The sequence below is a fragment of the Microbulbifer maximicatervae (SeqCode) genome (genome assembly GCF_052467505.1).
Genome location: NZ_CP174313.1, coordinates 1,436,868 through 1,455,187 on the forward strand (window position 1 = coordinate 1,436,868; position 18,320 = coordinate 1,455,187).

Below are 18,320 nucleotides of genomic sequence, written 5' to 3' on the forward strand. Positions count from 1 at the left end.
ACTTTTTGAATTACCCTGTCAGATCAAACTCAACCAATACGACTTTCATTTTCCAAAGCGGCCTGTTCCTTTTCAGGTTAAGAGCTACAGCTCCAGCTTCAACCTCTCCCCGACCGAATTCTCGAGGAAACCTTCTCGGAGGTAAAAATCAATTGTTCGTTGCCAGTTTTCTCTTTCTGGAGTACTAACTTCCAACCGTGGCCAGCCCTCCTCCTTCGCAAAGCTGATCGCCTCAGCCAAAAGAGCCTTGCCAATAAACTGCGAGCGGAACCCTGGTTCAACATACAGCTCCTCGATTACCCCGTAGTTGCCTCCGGCATAAATAGCGGCAGATCTGGATAGGGTAATAACTCCTACAGGAGCTCCATCGACATGATATAGGAAAGCATGGAATCCATTATCTTGTGATAACAGCTTCTTAGCCGTTACTGCCATCACCTCTGGATCGATGTTGCGCTTATGACCGACAAGGGCTTGCAGCAATTTTGTTACCATTCCTGCGACTTCATTACTCTGCTCCACCCCGGCCCTTACAATCGGACTCACCATAAACTATCCCTTCCCTTTAACTTATTTACATTTTTGCCCAGCTGAAATGTGATCACATTTAGAATCTATCAGCAATTTTTACTGGCAGCAAGCTGGGTGCGTAGGAAAGAAAGCGGACAACTCTCTATTGAATAATGGTCACAAAGAGCCAATGGGTAGAAATCATTAGAGCCGAAGGGATTGATGAAGCCTCAACGCTCGCATAGCACCATAAGTTTGAAGAAATGGAACCTGAACAACATCAGAGGCTTTTTCAGTCTTTAGGTATGAAACCTGAAGACTGAAAAAGTACAAGAGGTATTTATGAATTTTACCTTATCCCAAGTCTAAAAAATTCAAGGTAGGACAGCTGGAGCAATTTTATAAATTTAAGCTCCAGCAGCTCCCAACCTACCTATAGAACAGCTTTCAATCGCTCTTTAAGGGAGGATATAAACACCTTATCCTTCCCCCCAAGATTGGAAACATAAAGTATAAAATCACTACCATCTTTTCTGACAACCGTTACCGTAGTGGTATCGCCTAAAGAACTGGACCAGTCTACCTGTAGATCCTCAATATCCTCGTAAGATGCCATTTCCTTTTCCAAAATATCCCCATCTTTCCAATAGGAAAATACATGGCGTTGTGTAAAACCATTGCCATCTTCACTCACGAATAGAAGCGCGTCACTATAGAAATATGCTACCTCATCAGTAGCCTTTAGGATCCCCTTTCTCTGCATAAACTTGAGGTCCCTATCTGATATCTCACTTCCTTCAACAACCTTGTCGCTAGCTAAAATACCAAACTCTCCACCGACCACCAGCCCACACACCGGCAAGCTCAACACCACTAACAAAGCATGCCTAGCATGCCATTTGGAACCCTCAATTACCGCTGGTGACTTATCACCATTCACAAACAGTAAATAGTTTGCCAATGGCAATACTGTTAGCACGGTTAGAAGCTGGAACACCAGGGGGTAGCCCGTATATCTACCCAAGACTGGTGAGATCAAAAAGGTAATGGCCAATACAACTGCAAATCCTTTGTTTGGCAAATATGATTTACCATATCGATTTTCACTATCTTCACGGAGTTTATTCCAAAGGGTGAAGTACCAGAACTTGTTAAAAATACCTCTAGCGAGCGGCATGATCGCACTACGTTCCTGCTCCCGGATATATTTGAAGTTTCTATAAAACCAATAAACACCAAAAATTCCGAATGTAAAAACCCACATCGCCGTCAGCTTACCCAGGGAGACAGGGTAAAAAATCGTATCTTCCTTTACAGGGTTCTTCCATCTATCAAAGCGCCACATAAAGACCAGGAAGACATACATGGCGGCATAGATATAGATATACGTGGCGAGCGATAACTGTGATAAGAAACCACTCTCAGTATCTCCTGAGGTATTTGCATAAGACTGATAGATACCGTAACTCAGTTGATTCTTGAGTTTGTTAATAGCTTCTACGTAGGCTTGATATTCACTCGGCTTAACATGATCAACTTTACTGCGGTATATGTATTTCAGTGAAAGTGTCTTACTGGTTTCCTGATAGGAAACCTCATTTTTGAAATAGAAAAAGCTGTTATCTTCCTCAAAATACTCACTATCAAAAAACCAATCGTCTCCTTCGAAGTGAATTTCAATAACCTGCTCTATATGCTCTGGATACGATAAAGCCAAGGGATGGTGCCTATCCTGATCATCCGGCTCAGATACCCATGGGCTAACAATGTTTGCATAAAAATCAACCTCCTGGCGCTTTCTATCTGGTTTATCTTCCCAGAAATTTTCCAGCTTATATTGCTCATGAGAGGTGAATATATTTCGCTCTGGGTTATCTTCGAGCTCAATTAGAGCAGCGACTTCAATCCCGGAATAATAATCCTCAAAGAACTCCAAGTATTCTGTCTGTATTTGATCTCGCCCATTGCTGGCTAAACGCTGTCTCTGCCTTTCAGCGTCCTTACCATAATTTACAGTAGTGGTTGTAAAGGTTGCAGGGCCGTCATCCAGTACTGTGAACTCATCTTTTACAAATACTCCATACTTTGCGACATCTGGCTCCATATTTACCAAGTCATCAATGCCCGGCCTGAGTATTAGTGCTTTTCCATAATCTGGCTGAAAAATACTGCTCAAGTCACCATGCTGATAGCTACGCGTTGGATCTACCCAATACTCTTTGTCTTCAAATTCAAAATAGCTGATAACATGGTCAAATGACCGTACGCTGGGGATTCTATCTTTAAGTCTTGTTTCGGTATTCACTAGAGCCGGGTAGCCATCAACTCCAAGTTCTTTCAATAGAGTTAAAAACAGTACAGTTTTATCTTTACAATCTCCATATCTATACCGCAAAGTCGTGCTGGCTGGTCTGGGCTTGTGTGAGTTTTCCCCCAACTCTATTCCTAAGTAACGTATCTCCTCCTGGACAAACCGAAGTGCGGCAGAGATTTGGGAACTCTTATCTTTGTGATTTAACTTGATGTCAGCGACTAATTTAGCTATCTCCGCATCAACATTAAAAACTCCTTGATATAACCCTAACCCCCAGACACCAACAGCTTCCCAGGTTGCCTGTTCACTAAAGTAAATAGCGCCCCAAGGACTAAACCAGGAAGGAGTCCCATCGTCAGATTTAACTGGATCAAGTTTATTGTCCTCGATGACATACTCTCTGGCACCACCCAGATCTTTTTGTTTGAGTTCCAAATCGCTATTTAAAATTGAACTATAGAGAGGTGTTTGCTTCTCCCACAATATACGCAAATAGAGTCTCTCAAGTGGGACAGACCAATTCAGACTGGAGCTATATGCAAATATCCCCTGATAAACAGGATTCACCCCCGAACGCGTGTAGCTATACTCTACAACATCACCCACCCTGATATCGTCTAACAAAATATTGAGTGTTAATTGACCATGGTAGACTGACTCATCCATCTCCTCTTCGCGCCGAATATGATCTATTCGCGCAGTATTGAGTTTATTTAAAACCTGTCCATCGCGGATCACATTAAGAGTATGTAATGTAACCTTTTGATACTCTGGGTCATAATCAATACTTATCTGTGAGCTTTCATCAACCCCTTCAGGGTTAATAATGTATTCAGCCATTCGAAAGAAGTATTCAAATCCTGGCTCATCCCCTGCTTTGATCTGGGAGTCCAGCAGAAGATAGTGAACCCCATCCTGGATCTTATCCACAGGCCGCTCATTTACTTCAGGAACTACTACCTTTGTAACCCAATCTGGTATGGGAGACGTAGCAACTTCTTCCCTTGCCCAAACCTTGCCTACGGCCAACAATGAACAAATCACTAATACTATTGATATAGCCGCATCAATTTTTTTCTTCATTATCTACTTTTCTACAATACTTAGAGTGGCTTTCAAATACGAAATGGATGCGCACCAGTGAAACTAGACTGCAAACCCAATTAACTCAATACCTGCTTGTACGAGGAGCTTAGTAAAGGCGTTTTTCACTCGAAAGTCCAATATGGAGTCACAATGCGAGCTATCCCGATATTTTTTGTACGATAGTCCATTAACTAAGAACCTAAGACAACGTAAATAGCAGAAGATATAAGATTTAGAAGAGCTGACACTCTCTATACTAAAACTGGTATTCAGATTTATAAAAAGTTAATCATGACCAAACCTTCCCCGCAAACTACAAGTAGGCTTATAAATTAGCTTTCGTACTAACTTGAAATTAACAGGGGTAAATTTTGTAACGGTCAGCTACTGTTGATTTACCCATAGAGTAATACAAGGAAACAAATGGCTTCTAGTTAATTTGCGAGCCACTGTTCATGGCAGTATCTAATGTAAATCTCCATAGAAACCTTTTAGTTGTTTCCATTTGGCAATGGCAAGAAATCTAATAGCAGCAGTGGAGCCTAATCATCTGCGGGGAAAGTAGTCGCCCGCCTATGGCATCAAATCTTATGTAGAACAGGTGTTTCTCTTATCGCCAGCAGAAGTTGAGCTTCCGGTAGAGGCGGCCTCCATCAATAATAGGATTAATACAAATAATAGCCTGAATAACACCTGTAAACGATCAATTTAAGCATTAATAGCTGCAACTCCATCTATTAACACTTTTAACCTTTGTAGACTATAATAGCCCAAAAAGCACCCTTTAGCTCGACAAAACCTAATCAAAGGGTGGAAAGGCAACTATTATGGGATTTCACGGTCAATCAGATAAGCAAATACTTGAGTCGCTGGGCAATCGTCTCAAAAACTACCGCTTACGAATGAACCTTACTCAGGATGACATGGCTGAGCGTGCAGGCCTATCCACCTCCACCATTAAAGGGCTAGAGGCTGGTCGTGGCAGGCTTGATAGCCTTGTTGCTGCACTAAGGGTACTTCGCCAACTTGATTCATTGGATAACTTTTTACCTGAACTGGCAGTAAGTCCGATGCAAATTGCTACACAAGGCAAACAACGGCAGAGAGCCAGCCGTAGCTCACAGAATCAGCGCGACACCCAGCCCTTGAACAACAATAAGAAAAGGAGTAAGCCTGAATGGTAAACCAGACAAATGCCGCAACAGTTCACTTGTGGGGCGAGTTGGTAGGCGCTGTCCACTGGGGTGACAGTGGTTATGGTTCATTCGAGTATGCACCAGAGTTCTTGCGTCGAGGGCTGGATATTGCTCCGATAACCATGCCAATTGAAACTTCACAAGAGCCATATACATTTCGCGGCCTCGGTAGGGAAACATTTAAAGGATTACCGGGACTCCTCGCCGATTGCCTGCCTGACAAATTCGGCAATGCGGTGATTGATGCCTGGCTCGCACGCCAAGGGCGAACTCCAGACAGCTTCAACCCTATTGAGCGACTCTGTTACACCGGTACTCGTGGCATGGGAGCGCTTGAATTTCAACCGGCGGTGGACGGCACCTTCAAAGACTCTGTCGACCTGAACGTTGAAGAATTAGTCAATCTAGCTGCCGCAATTACCAATAGGCAGACGGATCTCAATACGCAATTTGGACATAGTGATACTGAAAAATCAGGCTCCTTGCTGGACATTTTGCGCGTTGGCACCAGTGCCGGAGGCGCTCGAGCAAAAGCAGTTATTGCCATGAATGATAAGGGGGATATTCGCTCTGGTCAGGTCCCCGCCCCTAAAGGCTATGACTACTGGCTTTTAAAATTTGACGGCGCGGGAGATCTTGAATTCAGGGCAAGCGATGGCTATGGGCGGGTTGAATACGCCTATTATCATATGGCTCGCGAAGCGGGTATCAATATGGCGGAGTGCGGGCTACTGGAGGAAAATGGCCGAGCGCATTTTATGACGCGGCGCTTTGATCGGGTAAACGGGCAAAAGCTTCATATGCAGTCTCTATGTGGTATTGCGCACTTGGATTTCAACATGGCAGGCGCACACTCCTATGAGCAAGTATTCAGCATAATGCGTGAACTATATCTGCCTAAAAATGAAGCCGTTCAGCAATATCGCCGTATGGTCTTCAACGTATTGGCCAGGAATCAAGATGATCATACAAAGAATATTGCATTTCTTATGGACCCAGCCGGAGAATGGTCTCTTTCACCAGCCTTTGACCTGACTTATGCCCACAATCCTGGCGGAGCTTGGACAAGTCAACACCAGATAAGTATTAACGGAAAGCGTGATCACTTCAATTTAGATGACTTAATAACATTAGGGGAATCCATCAGTATTAAGCGCCCAATGGAGATAATTGATCAGGTCGCAAGTGCGGTAGCAAATTGGGAGCAGTTCGCTGAAGCCTCCGGTGTCTCTGAAAGCTGGATTATTGAAATTGGCCAAAACCACCGCAAGCTAACTTGAATTTTATCTATATGTCATTGACCTAGCCGCTACCCACTTCTTTTGTGGCCCCAAGGATGGAGCCAGGGTTCGATCCCAAATTTTACCGCTAAAACCTTCAGCCTCCCAACCATACTCCCACGGCGGCCCCAGTGTATCTTTTAACTCCAAAGATCCCTTGTCGAATAGAACAGAGGCACCGTAAACGGGCTTATAGTCCATGAGATATCGAGCGGGATGAAGTCAAGTCCAATCGAAAAAACGACACTTCAATCGTCTTCATCTGAGAAATATCAGCTTACATTCTATTTTGGCGATTAACGTATAAAAGAGCTGCTCATGATGAAACTGTCACTTCTATTCACAATAATTTTGATTTCCCTTGCTTTTATGGGAGCTAAAACGGCAGCAGAAGAGAATAGTCATAACTCAATCAAGAATAGTGAGGGCATCATTTGTAATAATGAGTATGTTCTATGCACATCTGCCCCATGCATTCCAGATCCCAGTAATCCAGATTCAAATGCAGTTTGCAGATGTGACGTTAATAAGGGGTTGAACTTCGGGTTTTCTGAATGTAAAAACCGAACTCCTGTGACTGACTCAAACGACGTCAAAAAAGCCTTATCGACATTTTCTTTCGCGCAGGCTCCCACCAAGCCTGTACTTTCCTGCCCCGAAGGTAAACCGTGGACTGATTGCCTGGATCAACCCTGCATTGTCGACCCGATGAATCCACTTAAAGCCATATGCACATGCAAGATTGTACGGGATAAGTCTTTTGTAACTTTTGGAGGCGATTGTGTTTCCCTGAGTTGTGATACGGGTTACTGGTCAGGTGCAACGGCAGAGTCCTATGTGGGAGCAAGCAGAAAACTGATGAAGGCATTTAGCTTAGATGAGGTTCCCGCCAAATATTGCGTGGGGATCAAACCTGAGGTTTCAGAGTAATTTCTGCTCGGTCCAAGCCACATCAATCTTTTGTGTTTTTAGAAGTAGACACCCGATTCTCACTACGGAGCGTTGACCCCTACACTGTTTAGCGGCCCATACAATTCCTGAAAGAATCACCAAGTAGATTCTATTACTTTCATAATTGTTAAAATTTCGGAAAAAGTTAAATCACCCTTATCGTAATTTCTGGTATGGTTAAATCAACCACAAGAAATGATTAACTAACAACTGCCGCCTAAAAAATAAAAACCAAACAAGCAACACTATTTTTAGACAAAAGGCACTCTTATGAGAACACGCTGTAGCCACGTTTTACTCTGGGTGGAGGATATTCATCAAGCCGTACAGGATTTTCGCCAGCTGGGTTTTACCGTAGATTATGCAACGAAAGAAAAAAGTGCTCAGCACGCACATATTTGGTTTCGTGAGGGAGCGATTATTGAGTTACTAACATCACCATCCAATGCTCAATACTTCAAATGGATTATTGACCTCTTTGCCGGCCGGGGCGCAGGACGTAGGATGATACGTTGGTCGCAAGAAGGGGAAGGTTTTTGTGATGTTGCCTTAGTCAGTGACGATTTTGATAATGATCTTTCAGCGATGAAGCGTGAGGGTGTTCAAACCGGGCGAGTGATTCCCTGGCAACGAACCAAGCCAAACGGACAAAAAACCAGCTTCCGCTTTGTTTATCCTCGCTCTGAGCGACTGCCATTTATTGTAAGTCCATATAACCCACCTCAGTACCCTCAAGAAACAAACCATAAAAATGGTGCTACTGGCCTGAGTAAAGTGCACATGGAAGTCAGTGAACAGGACTGGAAAACTGTACAACGTTTAATCGATAAAGATTCCATATTTAATATCAAACCCGGGCCTACAACCAAAGTTACGGGTATAGAGGTTAGTGGACTGAGAGAAAATTTAGACCCGACTCTATTGCATGGGAGTACAATTAACCCAGCAAGCTAAGGAGCCTCTGAGCTATTTAGTGGATCAATCTCTACAGAGATTGATCCACTCACCATCAAGATAGATAAAACAGTCGTTAACTAAACTGTCGAAATCTCATTACAGACGGTATAGAACTCCAACTCCCGCACGACGTCCTTTTGCCGGCGCCCCTATTCTGGCATCAGGGGCAAATATCGCATTGGTGTAGCCATATAACTGATACTGCTCATCAAGCAGATTGTCAGCAAACAGATAAAGCTCCATAGAGTCCGTTTGCAGTGCTACACGAAGGTCCACCTTGCTGTAAGCATCCAGGTTAAAGTGGTTTTGTGCATCTGCCGGGCGCTCATCTACATGGCGTACAGTCAGGTTAGTATTGAGAGCCGGTGCGCTTAACCCCATAAAGTCTGGTAACGGCTGATAGTAGTTTAATGCCAAACTTGCACTCCAGCTGGGTACATCAGGTACTTCATTACCCGCCATAACATCACCACCGGAAACACCGTACACATCTTTGGTAATTTCCGTATCGAGGAGGCTCAAGCCACCGGCAATACTAAACTGCTCGGTAATAAACCAATCGGCCTCAAGCTCTGCACCAAATGTCTCCGTATCTGCATTTACTGCAGCAGAGGAATAGGAAGCAAAATCAAAGCCTAACAAATGATCATCTTCCACTGAGCTAAAGAATACAGCACCACTGATATTCAGACTGTCTGACTCATTTTTAATGCCTAGCTCGAAGGTGTCGACAGTTGCGGGCTTGTAAGCAACGCTATCGGCAGACTGCAAAGCAAAGTCATTGAACCCACCGGATTTATAGCCTCGTGCGGCAACTGCATAGATATTTGTAGAATTGGACAGCGAATAACCAAGAGCCAATCGGCCAGTTGTATAACTATCGTCCAAATCTCTTTGATCTTGAGAAACGTAGAGATTGCCATCCGTACCGTAGCTGGAATACTCACCGGCGTACTTCTTACTCTCTTGGGTGTAACGTAATCCAGCTGTAAAATTCAGGGAGTCAGTTACAGGTAATGTAGTCTCACCGTAAATAGCCTGGCTATCAGTATCGTAATCCCGGTATTGATTGGCGAAGGACACCAAATCAATTGAGTCAAAACTTCTTTCACCTTCTTGTAGATTGAGTCCAATCACCCAGAATGTAGATGCCTCAGGCAATGAGGACAAGCGTAGATCCTGGCTGATGGTCTGCTCGTCCTGGCTATCGCCACGAAGATACTCCATTGGGAAATTGAACACTGCTTGGGCAGTCTCTTGGTCAAAACCGGTTAGGTAACTAAAATCCGTGTTGACCAATGCAGTGATAGAAGTCAGTTGAGTATTAGCCCATTGGTGATTAATTTCAGTGGAAAATCGCTCAACGGTTTTTTCATTATCGTCAAAAGCTCCTGGTGTGTGTTCACTGCCAGGGTCATCACCGAAAGGTTGTAATAACTGAAGGTTCAGAAAGCCTTCCTGTTGTTGCTTCTCAGCAATAAATAAGGCTGATGTTTTCGCACCTAAATCCCATTCCAGGCTACCTCTGAAAGCCAGGTCTTTGGGTTCAGTCATTGGATCGCCGTTAGTCGTATTCTCAACCCAATGGTCCTCACTGATATGTCGGATGGCTACTCGGCCACGGAGTGATTCAGAGAATGGGCCGCTGATCACAGTTTGATATAAACTCTGGTTATCCTCTCCGAGCTCTACACGTCCGTAAGCTTCAAACTCTTCGGTTGGCTTGTTAGTGGTAATATTAATAGCGCCAGCTTCACTGTTGCGCCCGAATAAGGTCCCTTGAGGACCCTTTAATATTTCCAGTCTTTCGATATCAAGGGTCCCAAGGGACACATTTCCCGCAGGCATAGATACGCCATCAAGGTTCACTACAACGGAGCCATCATCCTTATTTACCTGAGTCAGTGAACCAACCCCGCGAATACGGATATTTGCATCCACCGCACCACTGGAAGAATAAACATCTACTCCAGGTGCACTGCGCAATGCATCTTCAAAATTGAGCAGCAATCGGTTTTTCAAATCCTCTTCGCTAACAACACTCAAGCTGAAGGGAACATCCTTGGCTTTCTCTTTTGTAAGCCGGGCAGTAACTTCAACGACTTCCATTTCTGTTTCGGAAGAACTCTCCTTTTCCGCTCCTTCCGCCGCAGAGTAGGCTCCGGAAGCGTATAGCAGACTTGCCGATATTAGCGAAACTTGTTTCGCAAGTACTTTCTTATCTAGGTTTAAGCTGAGCATAAATTGAATTTCCTTTCTATTACTTAGGCTATTAATTGATATTCGATACTTCAGAACTCTCAGCCAGTAAATTCTGTGCAGGGTCCCGCTGATAGGAAGGCCAGATATCCAGCGCTAGAACTTTCTCCGAGGGCAGACGCTCAATCAGAGTTTTTCCATTGATGACCTCGGAATCCAACTCATTGATATCGGCTAGCAAACGGTAGCTGGCCGTTTGTGCGACCGGTTGCCATCCACCCTTCTCCCAGCGCCAACGCTGTCCGTCCAGGCGTATTTGACCGGACTCCAGGTACTCGACCGTCAGAGCTGATGAAAGAGGAGCCCCGAGCATATTTTGCGTCCGTGTCTCACCGACATAAGCGCTCAGTACATTTTCAATATTCTTCTGCTGCTTGATGTCATCGAGTAACGCAGACAGGGACTCAGGAGATTGCAGAAGCGTCCAGTCCAGTGCGGCCACCGGCGCATAGTAGCGAGTCCAACCGGAAATCGGTGCGGTGCTCAAGCGCTCAACGGGTACCTCACTGCCAGCCAAGTCTCTGGTCGTCTTATCGGAGTATCGAACCAGCACATCATCAAGCACTTCGATGCCGTCGATTTCCGCTACACAAAGCAGGCCAATCGCTCCAGAAACTCCATCGCTGAGCCACGCGGAGCCGGCAATACGTCGTATGTCCGAACTTTCCAGTAAATGCTGGCGGGCCAAAGCTCGGGCGATATCGACCCGTCGCAGCCAGCGCCCTGTACCTTCATCGGCGATATCCCAATGAGGCCCCTCGGACAATTGCAGCAAATTACCGCTGGCCCGTGTCTCTCCAAGTCCTCTTGGCCATTGGGCAATCCGTTTAATTTCGATATCAGTACCCAGCCGCTGGCTCACGCAGGCCTGCATCTGCCCAACGTCTTTAGCAATGGCGGAAACCATATTTGAACGATCGGAATCATGGGAAATATCAAACCCATCGAATGCCGCTAGTTTCGTATTGGGTGCCCATTGAATGGAGAAATCCAAGGGGCCATGAGTGCTCCCCTGCTCACTAAAGACATTTTTATCATCCCTTTGGATTTGGATCTGCCAACGCCAGTCCCCCGATGGGGCCGCGCCCTCAAGGGTTGTGGCCAGTTGTGAAGCCGGCAGGCTGAACTCAGGGTTCAAGCCCAGCGCTTCACGTTCCGCTGACACACGCAAGATACGCTCGGGGTCAACACCGATACGCGGAACAATATCGCTCGCTTGTAACCAGACTCCACTGGCAGTCAGCCCTGAGGGCTCTCCCTCTGCGGACCACCCCGGCGCCGTCATTTGCCACAACAGTTTGATGTTACAACTCTGTTCAGAGCAGCCTGATATTGGCAGCGACATATGGTCGTAACGTTGATCCGGTGTGACTTCACGCCCGCCCACTAAGGCCTTAACCAATACAAATCCGTGGGGTAATTCAAACTGCAAGCCCTGCCCTTCGACATGAACTTTATGCAATAACCACTCACCTTCTACTGTTTGGTTATCCGGGTTGATATTGATATTCAATTCACCACCGGACACCTCAAACCCACTCGCTTTCGGCAGCCAATAAGATTCCCAGAGGGCATCTTCTTGTTTGAGTTGCTCTGGTGATTGATACCCGCCCTGCACTACCAGCCTATCTCCCAATACAGAACCGAGACCGAGAAGAAATAAAGCGGAACAAGCCACCAGGGCACCCTGAGGGGCCATAAGGCGTGAACGTATCAGGGCAAAACCCTGAGACATGCGGCTATCCAGTCCACGGGGAATCAAAAGAGCAGCCAGGCCGATCATCAATAGGGCAAGCGCAACTTTAAATCCATCCAAGGCCAATAAATAACCGATCCAGGGTTCCCAACCACTGAGTGCTGACAGTTGAATATGAGCGGTGATACCCACTTCATAGGGCGGGTAATGCACCAGCTCCAGCTCATGATTGAGGACCAGAATAAAGGTCACAAACATTGACATGGAATAGGCAAAGCCCGCATGGCGGAACAATGCATGCACCAAAAGCACCATCATCGACAACTCCAATAAAGGAGCTGTCACTATCAGCAATTGATAAGTGAACGCCTGTACGATATCGACAGATGCCGGAGCGGTGAGAAGCACAGCAATAATGCCCGATAGACCCGGCAACAGGGCCAACAGCACCGTCATGGCGAATACGGTAAGGGCAACGCCAAATAATCGTGTGTAGTCGGGCGCGGGGGTTGCAGACAGCATGTCGTCAAACCCAGGCACCTGATCCCTGCGGCACACCAAGCCAGTCAATGCGGCAATTACAAAAGCAATAACCAGGAAAATAACATCCTTGAGAAGCGGCAATAGCATTTCCAAGCGCGGTGCCATAGGCCCTTCAGCGTGCCAGATGATCTGGGTAAACGAGCTAGCCACCCCCATTATTACCAGGACCGCAACACCGACCCACCAAGCGCGACTACTCCATACGTGAAATAATCTCCAGCGAGCTTCCAACATGAGTTGACACAGGGAGCGGCCAACCGATGCGGTATCGGGCTTAGATGGAGAGAAGTCTTTAACCTTGCGAGTGGCTGCCTTTTTAGCGGCCTTCGCCCGGGCAGGTTTGGCAGCCCCTTCCAGTACCAGTGTTTCCCTTCGCAAGTATTTCAGGCAAGCCGCCAAGGCAAGCAAAGGAACAAGACACCATAGAATTCGATTCAGTACCGAACCCAAAGTAAACGGCAGTAGCGAGGTTGATTTTTGCAGAGGTGTCCAGGAAGTAACCTCCGTATAAACGAAAGTAAATAGCGAGGGGTCCATTACCGCAGCCAGCTGCGGATTAATATTGCCACCCCGAAGAACGATCACAGCAAACATCCACAACATCATTAAAGCCGCTGCGAGTCCAAAAGGACCGGCCAGGCTGCGAGTTCGCAGCGTAGCGACAAAATACAGAGCGCCAATACCGATGCTCGCGGGAATCTGTAACCAGATCCATGCAAACCCAAGGGCTTTCCAGGGCGCTGGGCCAATCGCTGTTTCGGGCAGCAAGCCCATCCACACCAATACCGGCGAGACCAAAAACCCTACCAGCGCAGATGCACTTAATATAGCTCCTATTACCGCTGCGCCAAGAAACCGCCCCCAAAGCATTACGCTCAGGGAATTCGGTGTTGTATAGATCACTTCATGCAAACTGGCTTTGCGGTCCCGCAAAATAGGCTGCGAGAAAACCCAGGCCCAGGCAAAAAACTGAAAGAACATACATCCCGCACCCATCAGGTAAATGAGTGATGGTGAGTTCCGGGGAATATCTGTGGCCCCCATTTTTTGCATGTAGTCGGCATTGACCAAATTCAGAAGCAGGTAGATCACCAGCCCCCAGAAGGCTAAAGCCACGATGCCGCTGCTAAATCCGGCTCTTATCTCCAGCTTTGCCTCATGGGCAATAAGCGCCAGCTTGTTCATGCAGCCTCCCGCTGGTCTTTTACCTGCTCAATCGCCAGGTGATAGATATCTTCCAGGCGCGGGGTATGGGCCGTAAAGCGAGGGTCTTCGGGTTTCTCACCGTGCACAATTACCTGGGTGCCATCAGGCTTGGCGATATTGTGCAGGGATTCCGGTAACCGCTCGCCGCGAGGAATCAGTGCTTGCCACATCTTGTCTTTATGGGGCGCAGTCACGTCCGGGGCTGTCCCCTCAACGACAATGCGCCCTGAGGCCAATATCGCCAGGCGCTGACACAGGTTTTCGATATCTTCAACGATATGGGTAGAAAGCAATACAATGGCATCCGCCGCGACATCCGCCAAAACACAGTGAAAGCGATTGCGTTCAGCCGGGTCCAGGCCAGCGGTTGGCTCGTCAACGATGATCAGGCGCGGCTCGCCAATCAATGCAATGGCAATACCAAAACGACGCAGCATACCGCCGGAATAGGTTGATACGGCTCGATCGGCTACATCGGCCAAATTGACCTGCTCCAAAAGCCTGTCCACTTCGCGGCGCCTTGCACTCGTTTGGGTGAAACCTTTCAGCCAGGCGAAACGATCCAGTAATGTCCGCGCGGCAATCCCGGGGTAAGCACCAATATGTTGCGGTAAATAACCCAATTTACTGCGCATAAAATCCGGATCTGCCAGAACATCCACTCCATCAAGAATAATCCGGCCACTATCTGGTGTTTGCAGGGTTGCCAAAGTGCGCATCAAACTACTTTTCCCCGCGCCATTAGGCCCGAGCAACCCATACATTCCGGGGCCAACTTCCAAATCAACACCGTTTAGCGCTTTTACCCCGTTTTTATAAGTCTTAAAGAGCCCTTCAACGATCAACCCTGATTGCTTTTGCATCTCTCCTCCTAACCCCATTTATAAGTAAAAATTCCGTAATCACTTTTTTTGCTATTTGCGTTGTCTTTTAGTCGCAAGCCTGGCTAACAATATCGGTAAGCGCCTGCACTGATACTGGCTCCGGTTCCCCGGGCTGGATTAATGCCGGCATACCGATACGCGCAGTTAAATCACTCCATACCATCGACACACTCAATGCCCACTGGCCGCTCTGCTTGCGTCTTTCGGGTTGCGCGATATCGGCGCAAAGGGAATGCAGAGCCTGGATAACGGCCTCAGGCCAAGTGAGGGCAAAAATATCGTGGTAACTGCGCATGTCCGTATCACCCAGGGTTACCATGTTGGGAACCGCCAATCGCTCGGTACCCTCACCGCTCAGTATCAGCCTGCCTGTTTGATCCCGTGGTGAATGCAGCCTTGGATTCCACAGCACGGGGCCGTGGGTATCGGCCAGGGTTAGAACACCCCCTTCACTACCTATGGCAAGTCGATGCAGTAACAGGGAGTGATTGTCCGGGTCTTGTGGGTGCACCTGATTTTGTATGCGCAACGTCAAGGGCACCCCACCAAGAGTGGCCGATAAACTCTGGAAAGGGTGCCCTTCCGCTTGCACCGGCTCGCTAAAAGACCAGGGGCGAAGGCCGCCTACCGCGCGGCCAATTACATCCAGCAGCGGATAGGCCATCTGGCTGTTGCAGATAGCATCGACCATCTCCAGGCACTGGTGCCGACGCAAATATTCGGCCGCCGCCAAAAATTGCCTGGTAGGACGCAAATTTGGATATAGTGTATTAACCGCGTAAGCCGCATTTCCCTGCTTTGCCGCCAGCAGGTTTGCAGTAATTTCCTTGGTGTGGACCGGGTGCTCCTGCAATACATGAATACCCCGCTTGAGTAGCGATTGGGCCAATTCAGAACCCTCGCCCCCCGTTGCCCCTGAACGAACAACAACACAGACTATGTCGATGTCATCGGGAATTTGCTCAGCCTCTGTGTAAAGCGGCACTCCATATTGCTCGGCACAATTTCTGGAATAATCACTACCCCGAGCCAATAAACCGGCCAATTCAAAATAATCCCGACCGGGTAATCTGGAGGAAGTCAGGGCTTCGAGATAAATACGGCCAAAGCCTGTCCCTGCAACGACAACTCGCTTGCGCTTATCAATTCCCATGGGACGAATCTCCCTGATGACTGCCCATGGACTGAGCCCATTCCTGCAACTGGACATTGTCTACCTCACCGTCAAGCGTCAAAGGCAATTGGTCCAAAACCTCGATACAAATATCTGAATCAAAATGATCGATATATTCGGCCAGGCAATCCGCAGTCAGGCGCATTTGATTTTGTTTGGCTCTACAGGCAAAGAAGCGATGCCCCTGTCTGGATAGGGGGTGTTCAGATACTGGCAAATCCAAAGCCAACTCTAATCCGGCAGCCTCCAGGGCATTGTGCCACTGGGAAAGTGACAGAAATGTTGCACCGGAATCCGTACGCTCGTCGACGGCATCAACCAACATAAATGCCTGTGAAGCCATTACCCAGAACTCCTCACTGGTTGGCTCGGTCATTATGAACCAACCTCCCGGGCGCAATAACTCAGCCACTCTTCGCAGTGAGGCATCTGTGTTATGGGCGGCATTAAAAACACCACCGGCAATAATTACGTCGAAGCTATTGGGAGAAAATCCCTGGCTGCGCAACGAACGATCAATATCAAACAAACCACGGCGCAACCAGGGGCGTTGCTCCTGATCACCATGTTGTGCGAAAAAGCTATCGAGAAAAGCCGCAGAGATATCCGTGAACTGGTAATCAAACTGAATATGGCCACTGGCATCGTCCAACACGGGCAAGAGAGCCTGGGTTGTCGCGCCAGTGCCTGCACCAACCTCTAAAATTTTCAAGGGCTGTGGCTGCCCTTCCCTGTTATTTAAAATGGACTTCAATAAAGCACTGACTGCACGCTGTTGGTACCTGGCAGCGATACCCTCCCGGTAGAGCGCACTCGCCAATTCAGTGCTACCACGGGGGAACAACAGGTGCACAGCCTGGACTTTGCCTCGAATCAAATCTGGTAATTGCTCCGCATTAGCGCGGGCGTAATCGATCGTTTTGCTAGCTCCAGAGAGTGCTCTCCAATCCTGTTCCAGTTGATCCCAGGCCTGGGCAAGAGCGGTATCACTGTAGCTATCTGGATCAACCTCGACACGCCAGCTGTCACCGTCATCACTAAGTAACTGTTGTTCCTGCAAAACCCTGATCCAACGTTTAATCAAAGCTCGGTGCTGTTGAGCAACCGGTGGGGTTTCGAGTATCTCTGCCAAACTGTGTACTGAGCGCTGATCACAAAACAGTCTCAGGTGACTAAACGCATTCAGCATGGATAGCAAAGCGGTAGCGTTAAGCTGTTCGGTAACCTTTACCGCATGTTCCAAGTCAAGGTGGGCAAATTCTGTATCCAGCTCGGTGTTGATCCCTTCAAATAACCCAGCCATATCGGGCATGCCAGGCTTGTCCTGTATCTTCTCCTGTACCTTAGCTTGTGCAAACACAGCCCAGCGGTCGCCCCCGGTTAGGGGCACAGTGGCAGAGTTGGCGACAGCGGGATGTTTCGCAACACTCTCGGTGATGGCCGCAAATTTATGGGTCAACGCCTGCTCCGCCTTTGCAACAGGTTCTATATCTGTCTCGCTACAGACCCAACCAGCTATCTCACTGGCTAATACGCGCCGAGCATTCTGTAACAGGGGTTGTGCCAGTAATACTTCAGTTTCATAGAGCAGACATTGCAGATTTTTCAGGTTTGTCAGGGCAATTGCGGGATGTGCGACCAACCCCTTTAATAAAGTTGCCGGCAGTGTTACCCCGCTAAACCCCAAGCGCTCCAAAACGACCAGTGCTTTTGCGGGATTGATTTCAGGCGACTGCAAATAGACCGCAAGCCCACAACTCCATGCTGCAAAAATGGCAAATCGAGAAAATTTATTGAGATCGGAAAATACCCCTACACTGCCCTGAAGAACCCTTAGCGACTCTTGTTGGGATTTATACAGTGTGAAATATGCTTCAGCGGTGTCAGCCTCTATCAGCCCCTTGTCTGTTAACAATAGGGAAAGTTCTTCTAGATCAATTTTCAATAAATCTGGGGTTTGTACTTTAATTGCCAGGGGCTCACCCTCTGCATTAGTCGGGGCTTCATTTTCAAACCCGATCCCCAACTTTAGCGCCACCAAGTGCAAAAGCAGTCGAACTTCTTCTTTGCAACTATTGGCAGGTAATAGCAGTGCTTTACCTTGCAAAATATCCAGCTGCTCACTCAGGTTTTCTGCCACGAATTTTGTCCAGGCCAGTACCTGGTTACCACTCCACTCATGACCATCAAGGGATAATGCAGGCGCTTCTCCCAACTGCTCTAATCCACTTAAGATTTCCGCTGTTATTACTTCATTTTTCATT

General features: G+C 47.4%; 11 protein-coding genes. 4 read left to right on the forward strand and 7 right to left on the reverse strand.

Annotated features, from left to right (window positions below):
* Nucleotides 1-84: 84 nt before the first annotated feature.
* On the reverse strand, nt 85-549 hold the full coding sequence (locus tag ACJJIN_RS06530) for a GNAT family N-acetyltransferase (RefSeq protein WP_444897385.1): 465 nt from the start codon (nt 547-549) through the stop codon (nt 85-87).
* A 394-nt stretch (nt 550-943) separates the two neighbouring features.
* A complete protein-coding gene (locus ACJJIN_RS06535; protein WP_444897386.1) occupies nt 944-3,907 on the reverse strand; it encodes a DUF3857 domain-containing transglutaminase family protein in 2,964 nt (987 codons plus the stop codon).
* 830 nt (nt 3,908-4,737) lie between these two features.
* Here ACJJIN_RS06535 and ACJJIN_RS06540 point away from each other — a divergent pair.
* From ACJJIN_RS06540 to ACJJIN_RS06555, 4 genes are all read left to right on the forward strand, one after another.
* Nucleotides 4,738-5,094, forward strand: a complete 357-nt coding sequence (locus tag ACJJIN_RS06540; protein WP_444897387.1) for a helix-turn-helix transcriptional regulator — start codon at nt 4,738-4,740, stop codon at nt 5,092-5,094.
* Nucleotides 5,088-6,386 (forward strand): type II toxin-antitoxin system HipA family toxin, encoded by a 1,299-nt coding sequence (locus ACJJIN_RS06545; RefSeq protein WP_444897388.1) that lies wholly within the window; start codon nt 5,088-5,090, stop codon nt 6,384-6,386. Before ACJJIN_RS06540 ends, ACJJIN_RS06545 begins: the two co-directional genes overlap by 7 nt.
* A gap of 318 nt (nt 6,387-6,704) precedes the next feature.
* A complete protein-coding gene (locus ACJJIN_RS06550; RefSeq protein ID WP_444897389.1) occupies nt 6,705-7,316 on the forward strand; it encodes a hypothetical protein in 612 nt (203 codons plus the stop codon).
* Nucleotides 7,317-7,607: 291 nt separating this feature from the next.
* Nucleotides 7,608-8,291, forward strand: a complete 684-nt coding sequence (locus ACJJIN_RS06555) for a VOC family protein (protein ID WP_444897390.1) — start codon at nt 7,608-7,610, stop codon at nt 8,289-8,291.
* 99 nt (nt 8,292-8,390) lie between these two features.
* Here ACJJIN_RS06555 and ACJJIN_RS06560 read toward each other — a convergent pair whose 3' ends face one another.
* The 5 genes from ACJJIN_RS06560 to ACJJIN_RS06580 all read right to left on the reverse strand — a co-directional run bounded on the left by ACJJIN_RS06560 (nt 8,391) and on the right by ACJJIN_RS06580 (nt 18,319).
* Nucleotides 8,391-10,535, reverse strand: coding sequence for a TonB-dependent receptor (locus ACJJIN_RS06560; protein ID WP_444897391.1), 2,145 nt, complete (start codon nt 10,533-10,535; stop codon nt 8,391-8,393).
* 31 nt (nt 10,536-10,566) lie between these two features.
* Entirely contained in the window at nt 10,567-13,977 is a 3,411-nt protein-coding gene (locus tag ACJJIN_RS06565) for an ABC transporter permease (protein WP_444897392.1), read from the reverse strand.
* Entirely contained in the window at nt 13,974-14,861 is an 888-nt protein-coding gene (locus ACJJIN_RS06570) for an ABC transporter ATP-binding protein (protein WP_444897393.1), read from the reverse strand. The genes ACJJIN_RS06565 and ACJJIN_RS06570 overlap by 4 nt, the downstream gene beginning before the upstream one ends.
* Before the next feature lie 67 nt (nt 14,862-14,928).
* Nucleotides 14,929-16,035, reverse strand: a complete 1,107-nt coding sequence (locus tag ACJJIN_RS06575) for a Gfo/Idh/MocA family oxidoreductase (protein WP_444897394.1) — start codon at nt 16,033-16,035, stop codon at nt 14,929-14,931.
* Nucleotides 16,025-18,319: a class I SAM-dependent methyltransferase gene (locus ACJJIN_RS06580; protein ID WP_444897395.1), complete on the reverse strand. Its 2,295-nt coding sequence runs from the start codon at nt 18,317-18,319 to the stop codon at nt 16,025-16,027. Before ACJJIN_RS06580 ends, ACJJIN_RS06575 begins: the two co-directional genes overlap by 11 nt.
* Between the last annotated feature and the right edge of the window lies 1 nt (nt 18,320).